General features: G+C 35.1%; 30 protein-coding genes. All 30 read left to right on the forward strand.

Going from position 1 to position 25936, the window contains the following annotated elements; all coding sequences use genetic code 11:
• Window positions 1-100: 100 nt before the first annotated feature.
• The 30 genes from BM305_RS14010 (at window position 101) to BM305_RS14155 (ending at window position 25867) form a co-directional block, all read left to right on the forward strand.
• Window positions 101-286, forward strand: coding sequence for a flagellar FlbD family protein (locus tag BM305_RS14010; protein WP_092561938.1), 186 nt, complete (start codon window positions 101-103; stop codon window positions 284-286).
• Between the two features lie 18 nt (window positions 287-304).
• Window positions 305-1114, forward strand: a complete 810-nt coding sequence (locus BM305_RS14015) for a motility protein A (protein ID WP_092561941.1) — start codon at window positions 305-307, stop codon at window positions 1112-1114.
• A complete protein-coding gene (locus BM305_RS14020; protein ID WP_092561943.1) occupies window positions 1114-1938 on the forward strand; it encodes an OmpA/MotB family protein in 825 nt (274 codons plus the stop codon). Before BM305_RS14015 ends, BM305_RS14020 begins: the two co-directional genes overlap by 1 nt.
• Window positions 1939-1949: 11 nt before the next feature.
• On the forward strand, window positions 1950-2468 hold the full coding sequence (locus tag BM305_RS14025) for a hypothetical protein (RefSeq protein ID WP_092561946.1): 519 nt from the start codon (window positions 1950-1952) through the stop codon (window positions 2466-2468).
• Between the two features lie 102 nt (window positions 2469-2570).
• Window positions 2571-3548, forward strand: a complete 978-nt coding sequence (gene fliM / locus BM305_RS14030) for a flagellar motor switch protein FliM (RefSeq protein ID WP_092561949.1) — start codon at window positions 2571-2573, stop codon at window positions 3546-3548.
• A 3-nt stretch (window positions 3549-3551) separates the two neighbouring features.
• Window positions 3552-4772 carry a flagellar motor switch phosphatase FliY gene (gene fliY, locus BM305_RS14035; RefSeq protein ID WP_092561952.1) on the forward strand — a complete coding sequence of 407 codons (1221 nt, stop codon included), beginning with the start codon at window positions 3552-3554 and terminating at the stop codon, window positions 4770-4772.
• A 24-nt stretch (window positions 4773-4796) separates the two neighbouring features.
• Window positions 4797-5159 carry a response regulator gene (locus tag BM305_RS14040; RefSeq protein WP_092561955.1) on the forward strand — a complete coding sequence of 121 codons (363 nt, stop codon included), beginning with the start codon at window positions 4797-4799 and terminating at the stop codon, window positions 5157-5159.
• Between the two features lies 1 nt (window position 5160).
• A complete protein-coding gene (locus BM305_RS14045) occupies window positions 5161-5547 on the forward strand; it encodes a flagellar biosynthetic protein FliO (protein ID WP_092561958.1) in 387 nt (128 codons plus the stop codon).
• Window positions 5548-5558: 11 nt separating this feature from the next.
• Window positions 5559-6389: a flagellar type III secretion system pore protein FliP gene (gene fliP / locus BM305_RS14050; RefSeq protein WP_092561961.1), complete on the forward strand. Its 831-nt coding sequence runs from the start codon at window positions 5559-5561 to the stop codon at window positions 6387-6389.
• A 31-nt stretch (window positions 6390-6420) separates the two neighbouring features.
• Window positions 6421-6690 carry a flagellar biosynthesis protein FliQ gene (fliQ, locus tag BM305_RS14055; RefSeq protein WP_092561964.1) on the forward strand — a complete coding sequence of 90 codons (270 nt, stop codon included), beginning with the start codon at window positions 6421-6423 and terminating at the stop codon, window positions 6688-6690.
• Between the two features lie 4 nt (window positions 6691-6694).
• Window positions 6695-7465 (forward strand): flagellar biosynthetic protein FliR, encoded by a 771-nt coding sequence (gene fliR, locus BM305_RS14060; RefSeq protein WP_092561967.1) that lies wholly within the window; start codon window positions 6695-6697, stop codon window positions 7463-7465.
• A 41-nt stretch (window positions 7466-7506) separates the two neighbouring features.
• Entirely contained in the window at window positions 7507-8619 is a 1113-nt protein-coding gene (flhB, locus tag BM305_RS14065) for a flagellar biosynthesis protein FlhB (protein ID WP_242940551.1), read from the forward strand.
• An 18-nt stretch (window positions 8620-8637) separates the two neighbouring features.
• Window positions 8638-10671 (forward strand): flagellar biosynthesis protein FlhA, encoded by a 2034-nt coding sequence (flhA, locus tag BM305_RS14070; protein ID WP_092561970.1) that lies wholly within the window; start codon window positions 8638-8640, stop codon window positions 10669-10671.
• Window positions 10671-11882, forward strand: a complete 1212-nt coding sequence (gene flhF, locus BM305_RS14075) for a flagellar biosynthesis protein FlhF (RefSeq protein ID WP_092561974.1) — start codon at window positions 10671-10673, stop codon at window positions 11880-11882. The genes flhA and flhF overlap by 1 nt, the downstream gene beginning before the upstream one ends.
• Window positions 11882-12763, forward strand: coding sequence for a MinD/ParA family protein (locus tag BM305_RS14080; RefSeq protein ID WP_092561977.1), 882 nt, complete (start codon window positions 11882-11884; stop codon window positions 12761-12763). The genes flhF and BM305_RS14080 overlap by 1 nt, the downstream gene beginning before the upstream one ends.
• Window positions 12764-12781: 18 nt before the next feature.
• Window positions 12782-13546, forward strand: coding sequence for a flagellar brake protein (locus tag BM305_RS14085; RefSeq protein WP_092561980.1), 765 nt, complete (start codon window positions 12782-12784; stop codon window positions 13544-13546).
• Window positions 13547-14644 carry a chemotaxis-specific protein-glutamate methyltransferase CheB gene (cheB, locus tag BM305_RS14090; RefSeq protein ID WP_092561983.1) on the forward strand — a complete coding sequence of 366 codons (1098 nt, stop codon included), beginning with the start codon at window positions 13547-13549 and terminating at the stop codon, window positions 14642-14644. It abuts the gene before it with no gap.
• Between the two features lies 1 nt (window position 14645).
• Complete coding sequence (locus BM305_RS14095; RefSeq protein ID WP_092561986.1) at window positions 14646-16745, forward strand: chemotaxis protein CheA; 2100 nt, start codon at window positions 14646-14648, stop codon at window positions 16743-16745.
• 12 nt (window positions 16746-16757) lie between these two features.
• Window positions 16758-17222 (forward strand): chemotaxis protein CheW, encoded by a 465-nt coding sequence (locus BM305_RS14100; RefSeq protein ID WP_092561989.1) that lies wholly within the window; start codon window positions 16758-16760, stop codon window positions 17220-17222.
• A 9-nt stretch (window positions 17223-17231) separates the two neighbouring features.
• A complete protein-coding gene (locus BM305_RS14105; RefSeq protein ID WP_092561992.1) occupies window positions 17232-17852 on the forward strand; it encodes a chemotaxis protein CheC in 621 nt (206 codons plus the stop codon).
• 9 nt (window positions 17853-17861) lie between these two features.
• Window positions 17862-18347: a chemotaxis protein CheD gene (locus BM305_RS14110; protein WP_092561995.1), complete on the forward strand. Its 486-nt coding sequence runs from the start codon at window positions 17862-17864 to the stop codon at window positions 18345-18347.
• 14 nt (window positions 18348-18361) lie between these two features.
• Window positions 18362-18616 carry a hypothetical protein gene (locus tag BM305_RS14115; protein ID WP_092561998.1) on the forward strand — a complete coding sequence of 85 codons (255 nt, stop codon included), beginning with the start codon at window positions 18362-18364 and terminating at the stop codon, window positions 18614-18616.
• 30 nt (window positions 18617-18646) lie between these two features.
• Complete coding sequence (locus BM305_RS14120; protein ID WP_092562001.1) at window positions 18647-19402, forward strand: FliA/WhiG family RNA polymerase sigma factor; 756 nt, start codon at window positions 18647-18649, stop codon at window positions 19400-19402.
• Window positions 19403-19471: 69 nt separating this feature from the next.
• Window positions 19472-21073, forward strand: coding sequence for a DUF342 domain-containing protein (locus BM305_RS14125; RefSeq protein ID WP_092562004.1), 1602 nt, complete (start codon window positions 19472-19474; stop codon window positions 21071-21073).
• A gap of 13 nt (window positions 21074-21086) precedes the next feature.
• Window positions 21087-21401, forward strand: coding sequence for a hypothetical protein (locus BM305_RS14130; RefSeq protein WP_092562008.1), 315 nt, complete (start codon window positions 21087-21089; stop codon window positions 21399-21401).
• A gap of 13 nt (window positions 21402-21414) precedes the next feature.
• Window positions 21415-22074, forward strand: coding sequence for a DUF6115 domain-containing protein (locus tag BM305_RS14135; protein WP_092562011.1), 660 nt, complete (start codon window positions 21415-21417; stop codon window positions 22072-22074).
• Window positions 22071-22643: an endolytic transglycosylase MltG gene (locus BM305_RS14140; RefSeq protein WP_092562014.1), complete on the forward strand. Its 573-nt coding sequence runs from the start codon at window positions 22071-22073 to the stop codon at window positions 22641-22643. Before BM305_RS14135 ends, BM305_RS14140 begins: the two co-directional genes overlap by 4 nt.
• A 187-nt stretch (window positions 22644-22830) precedes the next feature.
• Window positions 22831-23583, forward strand: coding sequence for a 30S ribosomal protein S2 (gene rpsB, locus BM305_RS14145; RefSeq protein WP_092562017.1), 753 nt, complete (start codon window positions 22831-22833; stop codon window positions 23581-23583).
• A 25-nt stretch (window positions 23584-23608) separates the two neighbouring features.
• Complete coding sequence (gene tsf / locus BM305_RS14150) at window positions 23609-24538, forward strand: translation elongation factor Ts (RefSeq protein ID WP_092562020.1); 930 nt, start codon at window positions 23609-23611, stop codon at window positions 24536-24538.
• A 291-nt stretch (window positions 24539-24829) separates the two neighbouring features.
• Entirely contained in the window at window positions 24830-25867 is a 1038-nt protein-coding gene (locus BM305_RS14155; RefSeq protein ID WP_092562023.1) for a helix-turn-helix domain-containing protein, read from the forward strand.
• Window positions 25868-25936 lie beyond the last annotated feature (69 nt).

Raw genomic sequence — 25936 nt, forward strand, 5'->3', positions numbered from 1 at the left:
CTTGAGTGTGGAATTACACTAGTTTAATAAAGTCCTATACTAATAATGTAAGGGCAGAACAGCTGCCCTTACAAAATTGGAGAGAGGGGAGGATTACAGAGTGATTGAACTTACAAAAATGAGTGGACAGGTATTTACCCTTAACTGTGATTTGATTGAAACGGTAGAAGAAACACCAGATACGGTGATCACACTTATGACAGGGAAAAAAATAATTGTAAAGGAAAGCAGACAAGATGTAAAAAATCTTGTATTAATATATAAAAAGGATATTTTTAGTAAATAATAAAGGTGGTGAAGAGTTTTGGATTTAGCTACATTAATAGGTCTTGCATTGAGTTTATTTTTAATGATCTTTGGTATTGTCTGGAGTCCAGATAAAGGACTTGAGTTGACGAATATAAATGCCTTTATAGATATACAATCTATTATGATTACATTTGGTGGTGCATTTATGGCTACCTTAACCCAAACAGAATCACTGAAAGTATTTGTAAACAACTTAAAGAGTTTTACATTAGTGCTTAAAGTTATGACAGTTTCAGAAAGTGAGATTATACACAAAATAATTGATCTTTCCAATGTTGCACGTAAGGAAGGGCTTCTTGCATTAGAGGAAGCAGCAAATGACGTGGAAGATGAGTTTTTAAAGAAAGGTATTTTACTAATTGTTGATGGTACAGATCCAGAATTGGTAAGAAGTATATTGGAAACAGAACTTTCTTGTATTGAAGATAGGCATAGCTCAACATTTGGGTTTTGGGAAATGGTTGCAGCCATGGGACCTGCCTGGGGTATGATTGGTACTTTGATTGGTTTGATTAACATGCTAAAGAATTTAAATGATCCATCTTCGGTAGGTCCAGCTATGGCAGTGGCTCTGGTAACAACGTTTTATGGTTCTGTTTTGGCAAACTGGATTGCAACACCTGTACTTACTAAATTAAAAGCAAACAGTGGAAAAGAAACCAGAATGAAAGAAGTAATGGTAGAAGGTTTGTTATCGATTCAGGCAGGAGAAAATCCAAGAGTTATTGAAGAAAAATTGAAATCATTCTTAGCTCCGGCAGCTCGTGCAGGTTTCACGGAACAACAAGAAGGCGGTGAAAATTAATGGCGAGAGCAAAGAAACAAAAAGATGCACCCCAGGGGTCTCCAGCATGGATGGCAACATTTAGTGACTTGATGAATCTTCTGTTATGTTTCTTTGTATTGCTTTTCTCTATGTCATCAGTTGATGTTGCCAAATATGAAGAGGTTGCTGCTTCTTTATCTAGAAGTTTTAGCATTTTCAATGGTGGTGGTTCTGCCATTGGGGAAGGACAGCTTATTAATAGTGGTATAAGGCAGCTGAATGATTTGGGCGAATTATACAATGAGGTAGGCAAGGCAAGTGAAGAGGAAGAAGTTAAGGACTCGGATTCATTAGAAGAATATAAGAAGGATTTGGAAGAACAGCGTAAGAAAGAATTGGAAAAGATTTATGAAGAAGCAATTGATGAAGCTGAAAACCAAAAAATAGACCAATATTTAGAATTTAGCATTGATGGTGAATATACTTATGTATGTATTAATATGAATGGTTCATTTCTTTTTGAATCGGGAAGTGATGAATTGAATCCAAAGGCTAAACTGATTTTGGATAAATTAAGTGAAATACTGAAATCCTATAATGATCACTTAATTAAGATAGAAGGGCATACAGATAATGTACCAATTAGTAATAGCAGATACAGAAGTAACCTAGAATTGTCATCGTTTCGTGCCATGGGAGTGTTTCAGTATTTAGTAGAAGATAAAAAATTAGATCCTAAAATGTTGGAAGCATCTGGAAGGGGTGAATATGATCCAATTGCTGATAATAAAACAGAAGAAGGGAAAGCTAAAAACAGACGCGTAGTATTTAAGATTTATTCTAATTCACAAAAAAATAATTAGGGAGCAGAGATATGAAAAAAAACATATTAACCATTATTATTATGGCATTAACGATTGTTAATGTAATATTATCTTCGGTACTGATATTTGTTGTTGTGCCAGCTTCAAACAGGACTAATAACCTGATTACAAAAGTTGCAAATGTAATTGATTTGGAATTAGCGTCATCTACAGACAAAGATGTGGCAGATAATATTGATGTGACAAAGCTGGAGAATTATACAATAGAAGATGAGTTATCCTTTAATTTAACACTTGGTACAAGTGGTGAACCTCACTGGGGAGTATTGGATAGCATTACGTTATCACTTAATACAGAATCAAAGGATTATAAAAAATTAAAAGATGTTTTAGCAAAAAACGAAACATATATACAGGAAATAGTTACGAATGTTATTTCGTCTTATCCATATGATTCTGCTATTGACAGCAGAGAAGAGATGAAAGTAAAATCACTACAGAAAATTCAAGAGTATTTTGATTCAGAGTTTGTTGTTGAAGTGTCTTTTGGAAGTTTAAGGTTTCAGTAATAAATTTGTTTGCAAAACTTGTGGTTTTACACTATATATAGTATAATGATAGTACTTTTGAGATATTCAGAATAGACAAAAATGATTGCGAGGTGAGAAGGAATGGGCGACGTCTTATCCCAAAGTGAGATAGATAATTTACTTGCAGCATTGAGTAGTGGTGAGTTAGATGCTGATGAGATAAAGGATTCAGGTGAAAAGCAAGTAAAAAATTATGATTTCGCCAGGCCTTCTAAGTTTTCGAAAGAACATTTGAGAACGCTTATTATAATATTTGAGCACTATGGGCGTTTATTATCTACAAATTTACCTGCTTACCTTCGTAAAAATGTTCAAGTAGAAGTTATGAATTCAGAAGCAGCGACATATTCTGAGTTTTCCAATGCGTTATCGAATCCAGTTTTATTGGGAGTGGTTAATTTTGCACCTTTGGATGGTAATATAATCATAGAGTTGGACAATGGTTTAGGATATGCTATTATAGATCGTATGCTTGGTGGCGGTGGGCAGCCAATTGATAGAATTCGGGATTTTTCAGAGATTGAATTGATTATTATTGAAAGAATTATGAATATTTGTACGAATTTGTTAGTTGAGCCCTGGTCCAGCGTGATTAATCTGGAGCCAAAGTTAGAGAGAATTGAAACAAACTCACAATTTGCCCAGATTATTTCTCCTAGTGAAATGACATCAATCATTACGATACATATAAGGATTGGTTCTGTAGAAGGTTTAATGAATATATGTATACCATATTCTTGTGTGGAGTCAGTAATTGACAGACTGAATACGAAATATTGGTACTCGACGTTACAGGTTAAGGATGATAAATTGTATCAGGATGTAATTGAAAGTGCAATTGCAAAGGCAAAGATACCAATGCGTACTGTTTTGGGAATGAGTACAATTTCAGTAAATGATTTTGTGAATATGCAGGTTGGAGATATTATCCGGCTTAATAAAAAAGTAGAGGAAGAATTGGACATTTATGTTGGCAACATTAAAAAGTTTACTGGATTGCCAGGGGCATCTTCTGATGCTTATGCAGTTAGAATTACTTCAATATTAAGGGAGGAATAAACAATGGATGGTATGTTATCTCAAGAAGAGATTAATGCGCTATTAAATGGAATTGACGATAGTACCAGTGGCAACAGTATAGAAGATACTCCGTCCCAGACTTTGTTAGATGAAGAAAAAGATGCACTTGGTGAAATTTCTAATATTAGTATGGGTTCAGCGGCGACTACCTTATCTACACTGGTAAATAATAAGGTAATCATTACAACTCCAGTTGTGTCTTACTCTAATATGGGAAGGCTGTCAGAAGATTATGACAAACCATGTGTTTTTATACAGATTTCGTATAAAGAAGGTTTGGATGGCAACAATGTTTTAATACTGAAGGAATCTGATGTCAAAATAATTACAGATTTGATGATGGGTGGAAATGGAATTAATGTAGAAGGAACACCACTGTCAGAACTTCACTTAAGTGCTATTAGTGAAGCAATGAATCAGATGATGGGTTCAGCGGCTACTTCGTTATCCTCCATGTTAGAAAAGAAGGTGGACATAAGCCCGCCTGTTGCAAGTTTAATTGATCTAAATGATACAATTTCTTCAGAAGAAATGTATTCCTTTTTAGATAATGAGTTTGTTGTTGTGAAATTTAAAATGGAAATTGAAAATTTGGTAGATAGCCAGATTATGCAATTATATCCATTTGATTTTGCAAGAGATTTGTATAGGAAGTTTTCAGATGAAACTATTGTGGAAGAACCTGTGATACCAACGACACCAACAGCACCAGTGGCACCGCCTCAGGCTGACAATACTTATACCCAGGGAAATCAGGGGATACCACAAGCGTCACAGCCAGCAATGTTTCAATCTTCACCACCACCTATGCAAATGCCATATATGGGAATGGCTCCTGGTATGCAGGGAATGGGACAAACAATGCCGATGGGAGGTAATGCAATGCCTTATAGTATGCCAGGTCCTGATTTAAACGTACAGCCAGCTCAATTTCAACCATTTTCAAATGCTGTTCATCCGATGATGCAGCAAGAAAATATTGGGTTAATTATGGATGTACCTTTAGAGGTTACAGTGGAACTTGGCAGAACAAGTAAATCCATTAAAGAAATTTTAGACTTTTCTCCGGGCACCATTATTGAACTAGATAAGCTAGCGGGTGAACCAATAGATGTTTTAGTAAATGGAAAGTTTGTGGCAAAGGGAGAAGTAGTTGTAATTGAAGAAAGTTTTGGTATAAGAGTTACAGAGATTATTAAATAGTACTGATAGATAGGAGAGAATGATATGGCAAAAAGGATTTTGATTTGTGATGATGCGGCATTTATGAGAATGATGATTAAGGACATCCTGACCAAAAATGGATACACTATTGCCGGTGAAGCTGAAAACGGTTTAAAGGCTATTGAAAAATATAATGAGACAAAACCGGATTTAGTTATGATGGATATTACTATGCCAGAAATGGACGGTATCCAGGCATTAAAGAAGATTAAGGAAATGGATTCTTCAGCAACTATTATTATGTGTTCCGCAATGGGGCAGCAGGCGATGGTAATTGAATCAATTCAGTCAGGTGCAAAGGATTTTATTGTTAAGCCATTCCAAGCGGACAGAGTATTAGAAGCTGTAAAAAAAGCGGTGGGGTAAGATGATTTTAGCATCAGATACATCAACATTTTCGACTGTATTGCAGCTATTAGGTGCTATGCTTATATTTGTCATTGTACTGATTGCTTGTTATTATACAACGAAACTGGTAGGTTCTTCTCGTATTTTGAATGGCCGCAATAGGAATATCAATATTGTTGAAACAGTTCGTATTGCGCCTTCAAAATATGTTCAGATTATTCAAGTTGGTCGGAAATATATTGTAATTGGTGTTTCAAAAGACCACATTGAAATGCTGACAGAAATTCGTGAAGATGAGATTGAAGTGAATGATTTAAAGGTAACTGAGAAAACTATATTTGCAGATGTGTTAGCCAAAGTAAAAACGAGACAATGGGGTGACAAATCTAATAAGGATGAAAAGTAAGGATTGATTTTATGAATACATATGTAAAAGTATGTGGGAAAAAATTAGTATTGTTATTAAGTATATTATTTATTATATGTATTGCAGGATTGATCCCAATTACAACTGTCTGTGCTACTACCGTAGATGAAATAGAAGGTACCACGGCAATTGAAGATCAGTCAACTCCATTTGAAATTAATATTGCAACTAATAATGGGACGACTAGTCTTTCTAGCACGTTGCAAGTTATGTTGCTTGTAACATTAATTTCTTTAGCACCAACAATAATCATAATGGTTACATCATTTACCAGAATAATTGTAATATTACATTTTGTCCGTTCTGCGATAGGTACCCAGACGACACCACCTAATCAGGTATTGATTGGATTGGCTTTGTTTCTTACATTATTCATTATGTCACCAATTATGACGGAAATAAATAATACAGCAGTTAAACCATATTCAAATGGAGAAATAACCAGAGATGAAGCAATTGAAACAGGGTTGGAGCCATTAAGAGTATTTATGTTTGAACAAACAAATAAGAAGGACATTAAGTTGTTTTTAAATATAGCCAATTACTCTTCGGATGACATTAATGATGTAGCAGATATTCCGACTACTGTTTTAATACCAGCATTTTTAATAAATGAACTAAGGATTGCTTTTATTATTGGGTTTTTGATTTATTTACCATTTATTGTGATTGATATGATTGTTGCTTCGACTTTAATGTCAATGGGTATGATGATGTTACCACCGACTACCATATCTATGCCTTTTAAAATATTATTATTTGTATTGGTAGATGGGTGGAATTTAGTGATTGGAGAAGTGGTGAAAACATTTTATACATGAGGATAAGCTGCTTTTCGGATAGGAGGCTGCCATGACGGTAGATGATGTTGTTGATATTGCAAGGGCTACCTTATGGCTAATTGTTAAGGTATCAGCACCTATGCTGATTGTATCCCTGCTAGTAGGATTAATAATCAGTATATTTCAAACGATTACATCAATTCATGAGCAAACATTAACCTTTGTACCAAAACTGTTATCAATTTTTCTTGTACTGGTACTATGTGGATCGTGGATAATAAATAATTTGATTGGTTATACAACGGAATTGTTTTCAAACTTTTCCTTGTATGTGAAGTGAAGTTATGGGTATTTCAGTAGAAAAGTTCATTTTTTTTATTATAATATTAGTGAGAATCAGTGCATTTATTATGACAGCGCCGTTTTTTAGCCAGAGAAATGTACCTATGCGTGGAAAAGCAGGGTTGTCATTTTTTTTAGCACTAATTGTATACTATAATGTTACTTATGTCCCCTTGGAATACATTACATCTGTGGAATTTACTGTAATCATATTGAAAGAAGTTATAATTGGTGCATCAATTGGTTATATGGCAACAATTTCCCTTTATATATTAGAATTAGCTGGACACTTAATAGATATGGAAATTGGTTTTTCGATGGTAAATGTATTAAACCCTGTATCTAACGTTCAAACTTCTGTAACTGGTACATTTTACACGTACTGTGTGATGCTTGTTATGTTGGTGTCGGACATGCATTATTTTATAATAGATGCATTGGTTGACACCTTTACTTTTATTCCAGTTGCAGGAGGGAAAATTCCGTCAAATTTATATCTAGTGATGGCTCAGTTCATAAAGCAGTATTTTATTACAGGTTTTAGAATTATTTTACCTGTTTTTTCTTGTATTCTGATTGTAAATGTTGTTTTGGGAATACTGGCAAAAATTGCTCCTCAGATGAACATGTTTGTTATCGGTATGCAGTTAAAGTTGTTTGTTGGACTATTTGTTTTAGTAATTGTGATCAGCTTGCTTCCATCCATTACGGAGTTTATTTTTGATCAGATGAAGAACGTTATAAGTGATATGATAAAGGCATTATCACCGTGATAGATTTAATGGTATGATGTATTTTGAAAGGAAAGTAAACATTGAGTAAATACATTTTACAGTATAATTTGCAGTTTTTTGCAAAAGATGGGCCTGGAGGAGAGAAGACAGAAGAACCTACCTCGAAGAAATTATCAGATGCCAGAGAAAAGGGACAGGTTGCCAGAAGTGCTGATTTGGTAACTGCGGTAATGTTATTGTCACTTTTTTTAATGTTAAAGATTTTTGTTGGTTCCATGGGTAACAGATTAATGGCGATATACTATAGTGATTTTACCAGAATGGCTGAAATAGCACAATTCGATTTTACGGCTCAGTTGGTGCAGTCGTTATTTCAAAATCTGATGATACAGATTCTAATGGTAACGCTACCTATTTTTTTGTTTTCATATATTTTGACAATTGGGGTTGAAATTTATCAAGTTAAATGGAAGCCTACACTGGAACCACTAAAGCCTAAACTTGATAAAGTGAATCCTATTAGTGGCATGAAGAAACTAATATCAATGGATAAGATTATGGAGCTGTTAAAATCACTGCTGAAATTAGGAATAATAGGAATTATTGTTTATACTACTTTAAATTCCCAGTGGGGATTGATACTCCAAGTATATGATTATACATTGGAACAGGCAATTGCTGTAATTGGTAATGTTATTATTGATTTAGGTTTGAAAATTAGTGTTTGCTTTTTTATTTTTGCATTTGCAGATGTTTTTTATCAAAAGCGCAAGTTTAGAAAAGATATGATGATGACAAAGCAAGAAATAAAAGACGAATATAAAAATACAGAGGGTGATCCTCAAATTAAAGGGAAAATCAGGCAGAAAATGAGGGAAGTTTCACGCCAAAGAATGATGCAGGCTTTGAAGGAAGCGGATGTAGTTATAACAAATCCTACACATTTTGCAGTTGCGGTAAAATATGATAAAGATGCCAGTAGTGCACCAGTTGTTGTTGCTAAAGGGGCAGATTTGCTGGCTGCTAAGATAAAAGAGGTGGCCAGAGAGAATGATATAGAAATAGTTGAAAATAAACCATTAGCACGAATGATTTATTTTAATGTAGAATTAGGTGATGAAATTCCCCAGGAACTATATCAAATGGTTGCGGAGGTTCTAGCATATGTTTATCGTATTAAAAACAAACTATAAGGAAGGAGGAACTGACATATGAAAAAAGGTGATATAGGAGTTGGCTTGTTTGTTTTATCGGCAATTATTTTCTTCATTATTCCCATGCCTTCTATATTATTAGATGTATTTTTAGCATTAAATATTTCGATTTCAATGATAATATTATTCAATTCTATGTTTGCAAAAGAAGCGCTGGATATGTCGTTTTTTCCAACCATGCTCTTATTTACAACACTTTTTCGTATCTCCTTGAATATTTCTTCTACAAAGTTGATTTTATTATATGGTAATCCAGGCAGTGTAGTTAGAACTTTTGGACAGTTCGTTGGTGGTGGAAATCTGATTACGGGTTCCATTGTATTTGTTATTTTAGTTTTAGTACAGTTCATTGTAATTAATAAGGGTTCAGAAAGAGTGTCTGAGGTAACAGCGCGGTTTACGCTGGATGCCATGCCGGGAAAGCAAATGGCAATAGATGCGGATCTGAATACTGGTGCAATTACAGATGTGGAAGCACAGCAAAGAAGAAATAAAATACAAGAAGAAGCAAGCTTTTTTGGAGCCATGGATGGTGCTACTAAATACGTAAAAGGAGATGCTACAGCTGGTTTGATTATTACAATAATCAATTTAGTTGGTGGTATGGCCATGGGGGTAATGTTTCAGAATCTTACCATGCAGGAAGCAGTCTCAAGATTTACCATTTTAACAATTGGTGATGGTTTGGTAAGTCAGATACCATCACTTATGATTTCTCTTGCAACAGGTATTATTGTTACTAAGGCGTCCAAAAATGCAGATATGGGCGATATTCTTATCAAACAGTTATTTTCAATTCCAAAGGTACTTTATATGGTTGGTGGAAGTATGCTGTTTCTGGGAATAGTAACCCCGTTGCCTTTTCTTATTTTTGCTGTCTATGGAACAATGTTTATTATTACTGGATTTTTAATCCAAAAGAAAATTGGTATTGAAAATATTGAAGTAGAAGTGAATGAGGAAGAAGCCGATGCAGATGAAATTCGGCGTCCAGAAAATGTGGTATCCCTTCTACAGGTAGATCCAATTGAACTGGAGTTTGGATATGGAATTATTCCATTAGCAGATGTAAATCAAGGCGGAGATTTATTAGACCGTGTCGTAATGATACGTAGACAGGTTGCTTTGGAATTAGGCTGTGTAGTACCTATTATACGTCTGCGTGATAATATTCAGCTTAATCCTAATCAATATATAATTAAAATTAAGGGTGTTCCTGTAAGCGAGGGAGAGATTCTCTTTGATCATTATATGGCGATGAATCCAGGGTATGTGGAGGAAGAAATAACAGGAATTCCTACATTTGAACCATCCTTTCACCTACCTGCAATCTGGATAAATGAAAATCAGAGAGAGCGGGCAGAAACCCTTGGATATACAGTAGTAGATCCACCATCTATTATTGCAACTCATCTGACAGAAATAATCAGGAAGCATTTGGATGAATTATTAACAAGACAAGATGTACAGGGATTGATTAATAATGTAAAAGAAGCAAATACTACCCTTGTGGATGAATTAGTACCTAAGCTTCTAGGTGTTGGTGAAATTCAAAAGGTTTTACAAAATCTATTGCGGGAGGGTATTTCCATTCGCGATTTAATTACAATTTTTGAAACATTAGCAGACTATGCTTCTACCACTCGTGACACTGATATATTAACTGAATATGTAAGGCAAAGTTTAAAACGTGCCATTTCAAATAAGTATTTTCCACATAATGAGACAACAAGCGTTGTAACTTTGGATCCTAAAATTGAACAGGATATTATGGAGTCAGTGAAACAGACGGAGCAGGGTGCGTATTTAACATTGGATCCTGAAAAATCACAAAATATAATAAGTGCACTAAGTGAAGAAATTACAAAACTTCAAAATCTTGGTAAGAATCCAATTATTATTACATCTCCGATTGTGAGAATGTATTTTAAAAAATTAACATCAGATTATTTTAAAGATTTAGTTGTTATTTCTTATAATGAAATTGATTCAAATGTTGAATTACAATCAGTTGGGATGGTGACAATTTAGTGATTATTAAAAAGTTTGAAGCAGAAACTGAAACAGAGGCAATGCTTCTTGTTAAAAAGGAATTAGGAAAAGATGCTATCGTTTTGAACATGAAAACAATCCGGCCGCGGGGAATTTATCGTTTCTGGAGAAAAAAAATGGTTGAAATTACAGCTGCGGTAGATGATAATGTTTCTAAAGATAAGGCTGAAGGACAAACAATTGATTCCGGACTAAGAAAAGCAGACAATTTACAGCCTGCATCTAATACAAAAAGATTTATGGATTTTTTGGAAAGTGAAGATAGGTTAGGAACACTTTCAACAGGAACCTCAGAAAATGCAATTGAAAAAAAACTGAATAATCTTCAAGAGTTACTAGAACAGCAGATAAAAGAAAAACCAGAGATAAAGAATGCAGATAATAAAGCAGAAGAGAAACAGGATGCTTGTATTGAGCTGATTCAGGAGCAGCTTATAAACAATGAAGTTGATCAGGTGTTTGTCAAACAGATAATGGATGAAATTAGCAAGTCGATAAAAAAGGATTCTTCTGTAGACTCAGTTCTTTCTAGTGTATACCAGAAAATTATTTTAAAATTAGGACAGCCTAAGTTTATTGAACTTGAGGAAGGAAAGAGAAAATGTGTTTTTTTTATTGGACCTACAGGTGTTGGGAAAACAACCACCATCGCTAAAATAGCTTCAAATTTGAAATTAAAACAAAAGGCAAAAGTTAGCTTGATTACCTCGGATACTTATCGAATTGCAGCAGTTGAACAATTAAGAACATATGCAAATATTCTTGGAATTCCATTGAGTGTGGTGTATACTAAAGAAGAACTTGAAGCAGAAAAGAAAAAGTATGAGGACTATGATATTCTTTTAATAGATACTGCTGGACGTTCTCATAAAAACAATGAGCAGCAGGAAGATATGAAACAGTTAATTGATACAATACCTGAAGATGAGCGTGAGGTATTTCTGGTTTTGAGTGCTACAACAAAATATAAAGATTTGATAAAAATCACAGAAAGATATAGTGAAATCACAGATTACAGTTTAATATTTACCAAGCTGGATGAGACAAGCAGCCTGGGCAATATACTAAATGTTAAGCTGCTTACAAAGGCACCTCTTTCGTATACAACATGGGGGCAGAATGTTCCAGATGACATCAGTAATATCGATGCACAAAGTATAGCAAAAAAGCTGTTGGGAGGAAATGATTGATGGACCAGGCTTCACAATTGAGAAAGATGATTAGCAGCCAGAGCCAGCCAGGTAATTTTGCTAAGGTTGTAACTATAACAAGCGGAAAAGGTGGAGTTGGCAAATCTAATATTTCAGTTAATCTGGCAATTCACTTGCGGCGTTTAGGAAACCGCGTAATTATTCTGGATGCAGATTTTGGATTAGCAAATGTTGAGGTAATGTTTGGGGTGAGACCATCCTATAATTTATCTGACTTAATTTTTAAAGGAAAAGATTTAAAGGAAATTATTACGGATGGACCAGAAGGAATAGGGATTATTTCAGGAGGATCTGGAATTCAGGAAATGGCCAATTTGACTAAATATCAAATATCAAACCTGACAGGCAAGCTTAGTGAACTGGATGAGATGGCAGACATTATTATTATTGATACAGGAGCCGGAATTTCTGATTCAGTGATTGAATTTGCTACCTACAGCAGTGAATTAATTTTAATTGCGACTCCAGAACCAACTTCCATTACGGATGCGTATGCACTGTTAAAAACATTAAACAAGAAGGATGAATATAATAAGGAAAAAGCGATTAAAATGATTACAAACCGTGTGGAATCCATAAAAGAGGGGAAAGAGCTATTTGTGAAGTTAAATACAGTAGTTGGCAGATTTTTAGATGTCAAGCTGGAACATTTAGGTTCTGTACCACAGGATGCTAACGTTTCAAAGGCGGTTATGAGACAGACACCATTTTCAATTGCTTATCCTAATTCGGTGGCAGCAAAAGCTATTTCAGAGTTGGCGGAAATGATTCAGACCAATGAAGTTTATAGTCAGAAAAATCGTAAGGGAATTCACTATTTATTTTCTAATCTTTTCGGTGATAAGGATAAAATGGTTTAGTAGTGGGAGGTTAATAGTATGAGTTCAGGTATATTTAACATTGGTGACAAAATTGAACTATACAAAGACAAGGAATATAGTGAAGATCAGATACGTAAAAAATATGTAAGTCAGTTTCTTGATTTTGAAGAAGACGAGAAAATTAAGATTGCAATGCCAATTGAGAGCGGAAGGTTAGTTCCATTATCAATTGGAGACGTATATAAAATGCTTTTCTATACAGATAACGGTATGTACCAGTGTCAAGGAAAAATAGTAGATCGCTTTAGGGAGAAAAATATTTTTTTCTTAGTAGTAGAACTATTAACGGATTTAGAACGTTTTCAGAGAAGAGAATTTTATCGGTTTGAGTGTGTTCTAAATGGCAGATGCCGGATGATTAGTAAGGAAGAGGAACTGCTGCTTGAAAAACTACAAACCAGTGAGGTCAGTTTAGAACAATTGAATGCACAGTATCAGGCTGTGTTAGCAGATATGGAGAGTCAGTGGAACGATGTAGTTTTTATTAATTTAAGTGGTGGTGGAGCAAAGTTTAATTCTAGAACAAGATATGAAAGTGGAAATAAATTAATTGTTCAGATGGAGATTCCTATTAATAATGTGCCTGTGCAGTTTGAATTACGTGCTCTAATAGTTGCGTCAGAAGCGATGTTTAACAGAAGTGGATTTTATGAAACAAGAATAAAATTCCTCAAAATTGGGAAGAAGGAAAGAGAAGACATTATTAAATTTATTTTTGAAGAAGAACGGCGTCAGAGACAAAGAAAAAAAGGAATGGTGTGATTGAAAAAAAATATTTTGGTTATAGATGACTCTGCACTTATGAGAAGGGTTATTTCTGATATAATTAAGAGTGATGATAGATATCAGGTTTCCGGACTAGCTGCGAATGGACTGGAAGGGTTTGATTTATTAACACGCAAAAGCTTTGATGTTGCTATTCTAGATATTAATATGCCTAAAATGAATGGACTTGAATTGTTAGAAAAGCTTAGAAAGCATAACGTAAAGACAAAAATAATTGTAGTTAGTACAGTAGCGAAAGAAGGTGCTGTTGAAACAATTAGAGCGTTGGAACTTGGTGCCTTCGATTTTGTTACAAAGCCTGACAGTTTTTATGAGACTAAAACAGATTCATTTCGTATTCATGTTATTGATGCAATTGCTTGCGCTATAGAAGCAAGTGAGGGTTTTGCACAAACACCACAAAGGGAAGCAGGTACGGCTGCAAAAAGATCCGTTGTTCAGCCTAAGCTAAGGAACCGAATTGCTGACAGAGTAAGACCTATTACAAAAAGCAGCGGAAATAAGCTGGTTGCATTAGCTTGTTCCACAGGGGGGCCTAAGGCATTACAATCTATCATTCCATATTTGCCTGAAAATCTTAATGCACCTATTCTGATCGTACAGCATATGCCAGAAGGGTTTACCCGTTCACTGGCAAACAGACTGAATGAAATGAGTAAAATCAGTGTAAAAGAAGCCGAGGATGGAGATATTATTGAAAAAGGTAATGTCTACATTGCAAAGGGCGGTCACCAAATGAGTGTAGTCAGAAAGGACAGCAGATACAAACTGTCAATAACAAAAGATGAACCAAGGAATGGATTAAGACCATGCGCGGATATTATGTATGAGTCTTTAGTGAATTCTGATTATCATGAAATAATTTGTGTTGTTCTAACGGGAATGGGTAGTGATGGCACAAAAGGAATTACACAGCTAAATAACAGTAATAGTATTTATGTTGTGGGACAAAATGCTGAAACATCTACTGTTTACGGAATGCCTAAGGTTATTGCTGATGCTGGTTTAGTAGATGAGGTTCGGCCGTTAAATGAAATTGCAAATTCAATTATAAATCACGTGGGGGTGCAATGATATGGACGTAAGTCAATATTTAGAGATATTTATCGATGAAACAAAAGAACATTTACAAAGTCTGAATGAACAATTACTGATTTTGGAAAAGGAACCAGATAATACAGATACAATTAACGAAATTTTTCGTGCTGCTCATTCTCTTAAAGGTATGGCTGGTACAATGGGATACAAGAGAATGCAGCGGTTGACTCACGATATGGAAAATGTTTTTTCTGAAATCCGAAATGGTAAAATGTCAGTATCTGCTCATCTTGTGGATGTTCTATTTCAAGGCTTGGATGCGTTAGAGGGCTATTTAGCACAAATACAGGAAAATGCCAACGAAGGTGAAGAAGACAATGAGGAAATAATTCAAGCATTAAACAATATTCTGGAGGAAGGGCTTGGCGGAGGAAATCAAACTAAGCCAGCTGCAAGTGCAGAAACTAAGACGGAGATAAAGGCTGAGGCGGTACATATTGCTGAAACCCAATCAAACGGATTAGAAAAATATAAGGATTTTGTTTTTGCAGATTATGAAAGACATGCAATTGAAAAAGCTTTTGAAGAAAAACAGAATGTATTTGGATTAACTGTTTCCATTGTTGAAACCTGCTTATTAAAAGCTGCGAGAGCATTTCTTGTATTTAAAGCTTTGGAAGAAATGGGAGAAATTATTAAATCTGTTCCAGATGTACAGGATATTGAAGATGAAAAGTTTGAGAATGATTTCAGTCTTGTATTGTTAACGAAATGCAGTTATGATGAGGTAAGAAATGCAGTTCTTAATGTATCAGAAGTAAAAGATCTGGCAATGGGCACAATCGAGTTGGAAAAAGAGGAAGAAGAGAAAAAGGAACAGCAGGCGGACTCTAATCAGTCACCAGCACAAAGTGCAGCGGTTCAGGCTAAGAAGGAAAAGAATGCAGCGGCGGCAGCAAAACAAGCAGCCAAGCCAGTTGTTAACCGTTCTGTTCGTGTAGATATTGAAAAATTAGATGTATTAATGAATCTTGTCAGTGAGTTAATTATTGCCAAAAATGGTCTGGTATCAATTGGAGCCTCCGAAGGTGATAATAAAAATTATTCTGGCTTTAATGAACAGATTGAATACTTGGAAAGGGTTACTACTAATTTACATGAATCAGTTATGAAGGTTCGAATGATGCCAATTGAAAGTGTTGTAAATAAATTTCCACGTATGATTCGTGATTTAACCAAAAAGTTAAATAAAAATATGGAATTGTACATGAGTGGTGAAGACACAGAACTGGATCGAACAGTAATTGATGAGATTGGTGATCCGTTGATGCATCTGTTAAGAAATGCAGCGGATCATGGTTTGGAAAGTAACGCCGAAAGAGTGGCGATGGGTAAACCTGAGGTAGGTTCCATTTTCTTGAATGCTTATCAGGACGGTAATAACGTTGTGATTGAGGTAAAAGATGATGGAAGAGGAATCGATGTGAAAAAGGTAAAAGCAAAAGCATTAGAAAAAGGTACCATTTCACATGAGCAGGCAGAATCCATGACGGATCAGGATGTAATTGAACTATTGTTCCGCCCAAGTTTTTCTACCGCTGAAAAAATATCAGATGTTTCAGGCCGCGGAGTGGGATTGGATGTTGTTAAAAACAAAATAGAAGGTCTAGGAGGAGATATTGAATGTCGTTCCGTACTAGGTGAAGGAAGTAAATTTATTATCCGGCTGCCACTGACATTAGCCATTATACAGGCACTGATGGTGGAGCTTGGTGCAGAAAAATATGCGATACCTTTAGGCAGTATTCAGACAATTGAAGATATTCCATCTGAAGACATTAAATATGTTCAAACAAGAGAAGTAATTAATTTAAGAGGCAAAGTGATTCCTTTGATTCGGCTGGGAGATATTTTGGATGTTGAACCAATTGAAAAAGAGGATACAAACTTAACTGTAGTTATTGTTGCAAAAGGCGATAAGCTGGCAGGTCTGGTTGTTGATAATCTGATTGGACAGCAGGAAATTGTTATTAAATCAATTGGTAAGTATATTAATAACAATAAAATTATTAGTGGAGCAACTATTCTTGGTGATGGTGAAGTGGCTCTAATTATAGATGCAAATATTTTAGTATAGGAGGTGCCAGAAATGGGGGAAAATACAAGAGTGACTTCCGGCGAAGGAAAACAATATATTGTTGTAGGTCTTGGTACAGAGCAATATGGTATCGATATTCAGTTTATTGATAATATTGTGAGAATGCAGAGGATTACAAGAGTACCGAAGGCACAGTCTTATTTTAAAGGTGTTATCAATTTGCGTGGTGAAATTATTCCTGTCATGAGTATGCGTTTGAAATTTGGTTTAGCTGCTGATGAATATACCAATGCTACCAGAATTATCATTATAAAATTGGAGCCACAGTCTGCAATTGGAATTATTGTGGACGAAGTAAAAGAAGTAGTAATGCTTAGTGAGGATGTAATTGAAAAACCTAATTATGATAGCAATGATGAAAAAATTTCATATTTAAGTGGTATAGGAAAGCATAGTGGTAATTTAATTTCATTACTAAATATTGCGGCTGTAATTATTGAGAAAGAAGCTATTTAGCGGGGTGAAATGGTGTCAAAAATTGATTTAGACCACATAGAAATGATGCAATATGATGTATTAAAGGAAATTGGTAATATTGGTGCAGGTAATGCAACAACTGCCTTATCCATGCTTATTAATGCTAAAGTTGATATGAAGGTTCCAAAGGTAGAGCTGCTTGAATTTCGGGAACTGGCAGATATTGTGGGAGGAGCAGAATCTCTTGTAGTAGGAATTCTGATTACCCTGGAAGGCGATATTCACGGAATGATGATGTTTATGCTGGAGAAAATGTCAGCACATCACTTAGTAAATATTTTAATGGGTAAGAATATTGATAACTTTGAAGAATTTACAGAGATGGATTTATCTGCTCTTATGGAAATAGGAAATATTATCTCCGGTGCCTATTTATCTTCATTATCACAATTAACAAAGCTCTTTATTTCTTCTTCTGTGCCATTGATGTCAATAGACATGGCAGGAGCAATTTTAAGTGTGCCAGCTATTGAATTTAGTAAGGTAGGGGATAAGGCATTATTGATTCAAAGCCAATTTGGAGAAAATGATACAGAGGTAAATGGATATTTCATTTTGATTCCTACTTTGGAGTCATATGATGAGATTATGAAGTCCTTAGGATTATAGGAGATTAGTATGGGAGAAATGATAAGAGTTGGAATGGCTGATTTGAATATTTGCAATTCGCCCAATGCCATTACAACATTAGGACTTGGTTCTTGCGTCGGCATTATTCTCTATGATCCAATAAAAAAACTTGCAGGTCTTGCTCATATCATGCTGCCAGATAGTACAAAGGTAAAAATGAATGAGAATAAAGCTAAGTTTGCTGATACAGGTACTGATTTGCTGCTTGATTTATTGCTGAAAGCAGGCGCTGGTAAGTCCAACATAGTTGCTAAGATAGCTGGGGGTGCTCAGATGTTTGCTTTTAGCTCAAATAATGATATGCTCAGAATAGGCGAAAGAAATGTTGAAGCCACAAAAGAAAAACTAAAACTGCTTGGTATCCGGCTGCTTGCGCAGGATACAGGATTAAACTATGGAAGAACAATTGAATTCTATCCTGAAACCGGAGAATTAGTAATTAAAGCGGTGGGCAAGGAGAAAAAAATAATTTAGTCAAGAGGTAGAATATGAATCCAAGATTTATTCCGGCAATTACAACATTGTCTGCTGGGGCAATTGTAAGTATTGTTAGTTTGGTAAAAAAGTTTGAGGTATTATATAGTTTGAAATTACTGCTTGCGACTTTAATTATTTTTTATGTAATTGGACTGATTGCCAGAAAAATTGTTAATTATATTATAAATAATTTTGGTGAAAAGGAAAGCGGGCTTCCTTCTGAAGAAGATGAAACAGAAGATATTCTGAATGAACAAGAAGACTAAAAGAATGAATCTATTCTTTAGGAGGTTAACATGAACGAGGATGAAAGATCCAGGTTATGGAATGAATATGCTAAATCCAGAAAAGCTGAAATAAGAGAACGGCTGATTATTGAGTATGCAGGACTGGTCAAAGTTGTTGCAGGACGATTGAATATGTATTTGGGGTATGCAGTAGAACAAGACGATTTGATTGGATATGGCAGCTTCGGATTAATTGATGCTATTGATAAGTTTGATTGTACAAAGGGTGTAAAGTTTGAAACCTATGCCAGCTTACGGATTCGAGGATCCATTATCGATCATATCCGAAAGATGGATTGGATTCCACGTACTCTGAGGCAGAGACAAAAGAAAATGGATCAGGCATATCAAAAGATAGAGTTTGAGACAGGCAGAAGTGCTACAGATGAAGAGGTAGCAAAGGAATTAGAAATTTCAGTTTCAGAATTGGAACAATGGAGAGGCCAGATGAAGATTACTAATTTGGTTTCTTTAGATGAGTTTTTTGAACAGGGGTCAGAATTAAAAGAACAATCAAATTTGAGTTCGCATTTTCAGCAACCCGAAATTGTAATGGAGAAGCAGGAACTAAAAAGGGAGCTTGAGGAAGTATTAGAGACACTTACTGAAAATGAAAAGAAGGTAATTGCACTTTATTATTATGAGGAGCTAACGTTAAAGGAGATCAGTCATATTCTTGAGGTTTCTGAATCAAGAGTATCACAGCTTCATACAAAGGCATTACAAAAGATGAAGAAAAAACTCGGAAATATTGATATTTACTGACAGTATAGATTAGACAGAAGATTGGTTTGGAAACTATATGACATGTTGAGTAAAGATAGGTGATGAGTGATGAACTATAGAAATGGGTTTTTTCAGCTTCAGAACAAGGATGACGGCACATACTTGAAGCTGTTTCCGGCTATGGCTGGGGGGGAACCAGTGACAGCGGATGAAATTAAAAAGTACTTAGAGGATAATTATGTAAAAGAATATGATTTGCCTGTTTTGCTTGAGGCATTAAGAAAATCACATGGGGTTACAGAGGTTAAAATTTCAAATGAGGATGTATGGCCAATACATGAAAAAATTAAGGTTCAGATTAGTCAAGATAAAATGACTGCCGCGATTTCTTTTTATCCGCCATCTTCCAAGGGTAAATTTCTTGATTATAGTGGAGTTATTGAGGAGTTAAACAAACAGGGAATTACAAATGGTATTATTAAAGAAAACATAGAAGCGTATTTAAGAAATAGAAGGTTTTGTACTCCCATACTGGCTGCCAAAGGATTGGAGCCAAGAGAGGGAAAGGATGCAGCGATTGAGTATTTCTTTAGTGTTGAGCGTACATCAAAGCCAAAAATAAATGAAGATGGATCGGTAGACTTTCATTGTCTTGATAATATTAGCAGAGTTCAGAAAAATGCGGTCTTAGCCAAGCTGACTCCAGAAGATGCTGGAGCACCCGGTAAAGACATTTATGGAAATAAAATTATGCCAAAGAAGGTTAAGAAGCTGATTCTGAGAGTAGGTAAGAATTCACATCTTTCTGAGGATGGGTTGGTTTTATATAGTGATGTAGATGGTCATGTGACGTTGGTGGAAGATAAAGTTTTTGTATCAAATTTGTATGAAGTTCCTGCTGATGTGAATGCATCTACTGGAGACATTGATTATGAAGGAAGTGTTAAGGTAAAGGGAAATGTACGAACGGGCTATACGATTAAGGCAAAAGGCGACATTATTGTGGATGGAGTCGTAGAAGGTGCTACATTAATTGCAGATGGAGATATCATATTAAAACGAGGTATTCAGGGCATGAGCAGGGGAAGCCTGATTGCAAAAGGTAATATTGTTACTAAGTTTATTGAAAATTCAGAAGTTCGTTCAGGAGCCAATATTTCCACTGAAGCCATTATGCACAGTATAGTAACAGCAAAAGATGAAATTATTGTTAGTGGAAAAAGAGGTCTTGTTACAGGAGGAGAATTGAAAGCAGGTTCTTCTATTAATATTAAGATTGCCGGTTCTACCATGGGAACAAGTACATTACTAGAAGTAGGAATTGATCCTGAACTGCGAGAAACCAGTTCAAACCTGGAAGCAAGAATTCAGAAAATAAAAGAAGAACTTGTAACGCTGGAACAGACGTTTAATGTATTTAAGAAAAAAATTGTTTGTGGAGAACATTTACCAGCAGATAAAATTAATTTTATTAAAGCAATACCTAAAACAAAGGCAGCATTAGAGAAGGAATTGAACCAGTGTTATGAAGAGCACATGGAAATCAAAGATGAACTGGATCAGTTTGACAGAGGAAATATTGTTATCACAAACATGGCGTATCCAGGTGTTAAAATAACGATAGCCAATGCGGTTCATTATGTTAAGACAGAAGAGCACCATTGCAGATATATTCTTGAAATGGGAGAAGTTAAGACTTTTCTTATATAAGGGGGGATGGCTGATGCCAATAAAGCCAATTGATATTTATACGATGCCTCCTAAGTCACAAGAAGCATCGCAACTTCAACAAGGTAGTATGACAAGAGCTGCAACAATGAATCAGCAGATGAATACACATTATCAAAATGAAACCAAACACAACTTACAAAAAACAGTGAAGGCGGAGCAGAAAGAAAATAAGAATTTTCGATTTGATGCAAAGGAAAAGGGCAGTAATGAGTATAAGGAAAATTATAAAAAGAAGAAAAAGGCAAAGGAGAAAGAAAAATCCGTTGTGCCAAAAAACTCAGGTGGAAATTTTGATATAACAATATAATAGGAGTAGAACAATGTCAGGATTTGAGATCGTTTTAATAGTAATTAGTATTGTATGTATTGTTAGTAGTTTTTTGTTATCGGAAAAATTGGATGATAAACTTACAGGTGACAGGTTAATGGACTCTGAGGAGGCTCTTGTCACCTTATTTCAAAGAAATGAAGAATTGCTAAAGGAAAAAGTATTATCCTTGCTTCTGGTTGAGAAGGACAATTTGATAGAAGAAACAACCCAGGAGCTAAACAGTCTCTGTAATGAAAAAATAATGGTAGTAGATGATTTTTCAGAACAAATACTTGAAAAAATCAACCAGAATCATTCAGAAGTAGTTTTTCTTTACAATATGCTGAATGAAAAAGAAGAAGTATTAAAAAAAGAACTTAATCAGTTAAATCAGGCGATGAAGGATGTAAAAAATGTGCAGACTGATAACAATAAAGGAAAAGGAAATCGTGGAAAGAATCTTTCTGGAAAGCAAAGCAACCATTTAGAGCATGCTGTGCGAAAAGAACGTGACAGCAAGGATATTCCTACAACAGGCAATACATTTAATGATCAGGTTCTTGAAATGTATACAGAAGGCATGACGGTAACAGAAATCGCTAAGCAATTAAATCGTGGGCAAGGTGAAGTTAAACTGATTATTGATTTATTCCAAGGAGCAAAGAAATGAAATGGAAATATTATTTAAGAGGATTAGGAATTGGTATTTTATGTACTACTATTCTTTTTACATTATCAAATAGTAAGCGGAATAAGGAATTATCTGAAGATGAAATTATTAGTTATGCAAGGGAAATGGGCTTGTATACGTTAGAGGAAGCAAAGGATGCCTTGCTGGAGGAAAGCATTGTCAAATTAAAAGAGGAAGCTACAGAGGCTGGGGCAGAACCTACACCCCAGTCTACGGTTGTTCCATCTGAAAGCCAGGAAGAGGAAGCAGGGGAGGAGTCTTCACCACAGCCATCAGTCAAACCATCAGCCAAACCATCAGCCAAGCCTACTTCTACTCCACAACCTTCGAAAGAACCAGCAAAAGTTACTACTATTTCTGTGACCATTGAACCTGGAATGACGCTCAGTACTGTAGCTAAATATTTCTATCAGGCGGGTGTCGTAGGAAGCGCAGAAGATTTTAAAGAATATATGAGTGAACAGGGGCTAGATGCAAAAATTCGGACTGGTGAGTATGAGATTCCAATCAATGCATCCTACAAGGAAATTGTGGATATTATATCTTGATTATGACGGAAAAGCTTGCTGATTGCAAGATAGAATTAAATTATTAAAAAATAAGCTTGTCATAGTACATGTACTATGCTATAATATGAAATTGTGAAAATGCACGTGTATGGATTTTCGTATTGGTGCCTGTTGGTAGTATGAAAAAATGAGATACACGGAAGAACAACCATATGGAGGTATAACAATGAGCGTTATTTCAATGAAACAGTTATTGGAAGCTGGTGTACATTTTGGACACCAGACTAGAAGATGGAACCCTAAGATGGCTCCTTATATTTACACAGAAAGAAATGGTATCTATATTATTGACTTACAGAAATCTGTAGGTAAAGTAGATGATGCTTACTATGCAATTAAGAATATTATTGCAGATGGCGGAACAATTCTTTTTGTTGGTACGAAAAAGCAAGCACAGGATTCTGTAAAATCTGAAGCAGAGCGTTGTGGAATGTACTACGTTAACGAGAGATGGTTAGGTGGTATGTTAACAAACTTCAAGACTATCCAGGGAAGAATTAACAGATTGAAAGAAATTGAAACTATGTCTGTAGATGGTACATTTGATGTATTACCAAAGAAAGAAGTTATTGAATTAAGAAAAGAATGGGATAAGCTTGAGAAGAACCTTGGTGGTATTAAGAACATGAAGAAAATCCCAGATGCTATTTTCGTAGTAGATCCTAAGAAAGAAAGAATCTGTATTCAGGAAGCACATACTTTAGGTATTCCGCTAATTGGTATTGCGGATACAAACTGTGACCCAGAAGAGCTTGACTTTGTAATTCCTGGTAATGATGATGCAATTCGTGCAGTTAAATTAATCGTTGCTAAAATGGCTGATGCTGTTATTGAAGCAAATCAAGGCGTTCAATTAACAGATGTTTCAGATGATGTAGAAGAAGCAGTGGAAGAAGTAGAAGAAACTGTAGCTGAATAATTTTGGGTTAACGGAGGGAAATGAAATGGCTATTACAGCTTCAATGGTAAAGGAATTAAGAGAAATCACTGGTGCAGGTATGATGGATTGTAAAAAAGCCCTTACTGCAACAGATGGTGATATGGATAAAGCAATTGAGAATTTAAGAGAAAACGGACTTGCTAAGGCTGAGAAAAAAGCTGGAAGAATTGCAGCAGAAGGTATTGTTGCAACCGATATTTCTGCTGATGGAAAAGTGGCAGCTATTGTAGAAGTTAATAGTGAAACAGATTTCGTAGCAAAGAACGATACTTTTAAAGACTTTGTAGCTGCAGTTGCAAAGCAGATTGCTACTAGTGATGTGGCTGATGTGGAATCTTTTATGGATAGTGCATGGGCTGAGGATACTTCTAAGACTGTAAAAGAACAATTAGCTTCTATGATCGCTACAATTGGTGAAAACATGAACATTAGAAGATTTGAAAAGATTAACACAGATGGTGTTGTTGTGTCCTATATTCATGCTGGTGGAAAAATCGGCGTATTAGTGGAAGCAAAGACAGAAGCAAGTGTTGATGATGTTCAAGAGTGTTTAAAGAATGTTGCAATGCAGGTTGCAGCGTTAAATGCAAAATATGTATCTGATAAAGAAGTAGATCAGGATTATATCGCACATGAGAAAGAAATCTTAACAGTTCAGGCTAAGAATGAAAAACCAGATGCTAACGATAAGATTATCGAAGGTATGGTTTTAGGACGTATTAAGAAAGAATTAAAAGAGATTTGCTTACTTGATCAGGTTTATGTTAAGGCTGAAGATGGAAAACAGTCTGTTGGTAAGTATGTAGAAGAATTTGCTAAGGCAAAGGGTGTTTCTTTGGAAATTGTTAAGTTTGTTCGTTTTGAAACTGGCGAAGGACTTGAGAAGAAAGAAGAAAATTTTGCTGAAGAAGTTGCAAAACAGATGGGTAACTAATAGACTTTTCTGAGAGTAATTTTGAGGATAAATAAAAGGACCGTCCAGGTTTTAATAGACTTGGGCGGTTTTATTTTGTTATTGATAAATAATTTTGCCATGCATATAAAGCCCCTTTGGTTTTTAAGTATAATTAAGAAAGCCGAAGTGACTTTCTTTTAATGTAAAATTAACCAATAGTTAAATTTTATGAATGAAATGTTACAACGGTTCACTTGCTTAACGTGAAGGTCTTTGCTATTCTATTATTAGCAAAGGCCTTTGCTAATAATAATATTGGAGACAGTGCAAATGAAAATAAATGAAGTCATTCGTAAATATAGAAAGGAACAAAATCTAACACAGGAGCAGGTTGCTCATTATTTGGGAGTTACGGCTCCAGCAGTTAATAAGTGGGAAAATGGTATATCTTATCCAGATATAACCCTCTTGTCACCATTGGCCCGGATACTAAAAATAAATTTGGATACGCTGCTTTCGTTTCATGAAGAACTTACGGATGCGGAAATTAGTGTAATTGTAAAGGAAATAATAGAATTAATGAAGAAAAATGGTTATGAGTCAGGATTTGAAAGAGGTGAAAATCTGATAAGAGAATATCCTAATTGTCATAACTTAATTCTTTCATTAGCTGGAATATTAAATGCGTATAGGAGTATTCTCAGTGTAGAAAGAAATGAGAAATATGAAGCTAAAATTATAAGCTGGTATGAAATGGAAGCTTCAAGTGATGATTCTGAAGCTGCTAATACAGCAATTGCTTCACTAGGTCATATTTATATTGCTAAAAAGGAGTATAATAAGGCACAGAACCTATTAGACAAAATTCCTCAACCTGGTTATGATAAACGTATGCTGCAAGCGATTTTATATGCTAGTCAGGATAATAATCAGGCTGCTTATGAAATTTATGAAAAGATGCTATATAAAGCTGCAAATGAAATATGCAGTATATTGCAGCTTATCATTCATTTACAATGTAAAGAAGAGAAAATGGATTATGCACTAACATATGCAGAGGTAGCAAAGCAGGCAGCAGAGCTTTTTGACCTAGGCTCCTATGTTGCATATACACCAAAAATGTTTGTGAAAATACAAACAAAAAATAAAGAGGAGAGTATTGAGCTATTAGAGCAGATGATAGATGGAATTGATACAATTGGGGATTTCAAAACCTCCCCTTTGTATTCGCATATGAAATTTAATGAAGTTGGAAATAGGAAGGAGATGATAGAACTGATTAAAAAGGCACTAGAAAATGACGAAGAGCTAGATTTTTTGAGGGAGGAAATAGGATTTAAAAGGATTTTGAAAAGACTAAAAGAATAAGAAAAATATGACTTATAATTTCTACTTAATGTTCCTATCAAAAAAACAGTGCTTTCGTGCAAAAAACCA

Origin of the sequence: Anaeromicropila populeti (genome assembly GCF_900112775.1) — a bacterium.
Lineage (GTDB): Bacteria > Bacillota > Clostridia > Lachnospirales > Lachnospiraceae > Anaeromicropila_A > Anaeromicropila_A populeti.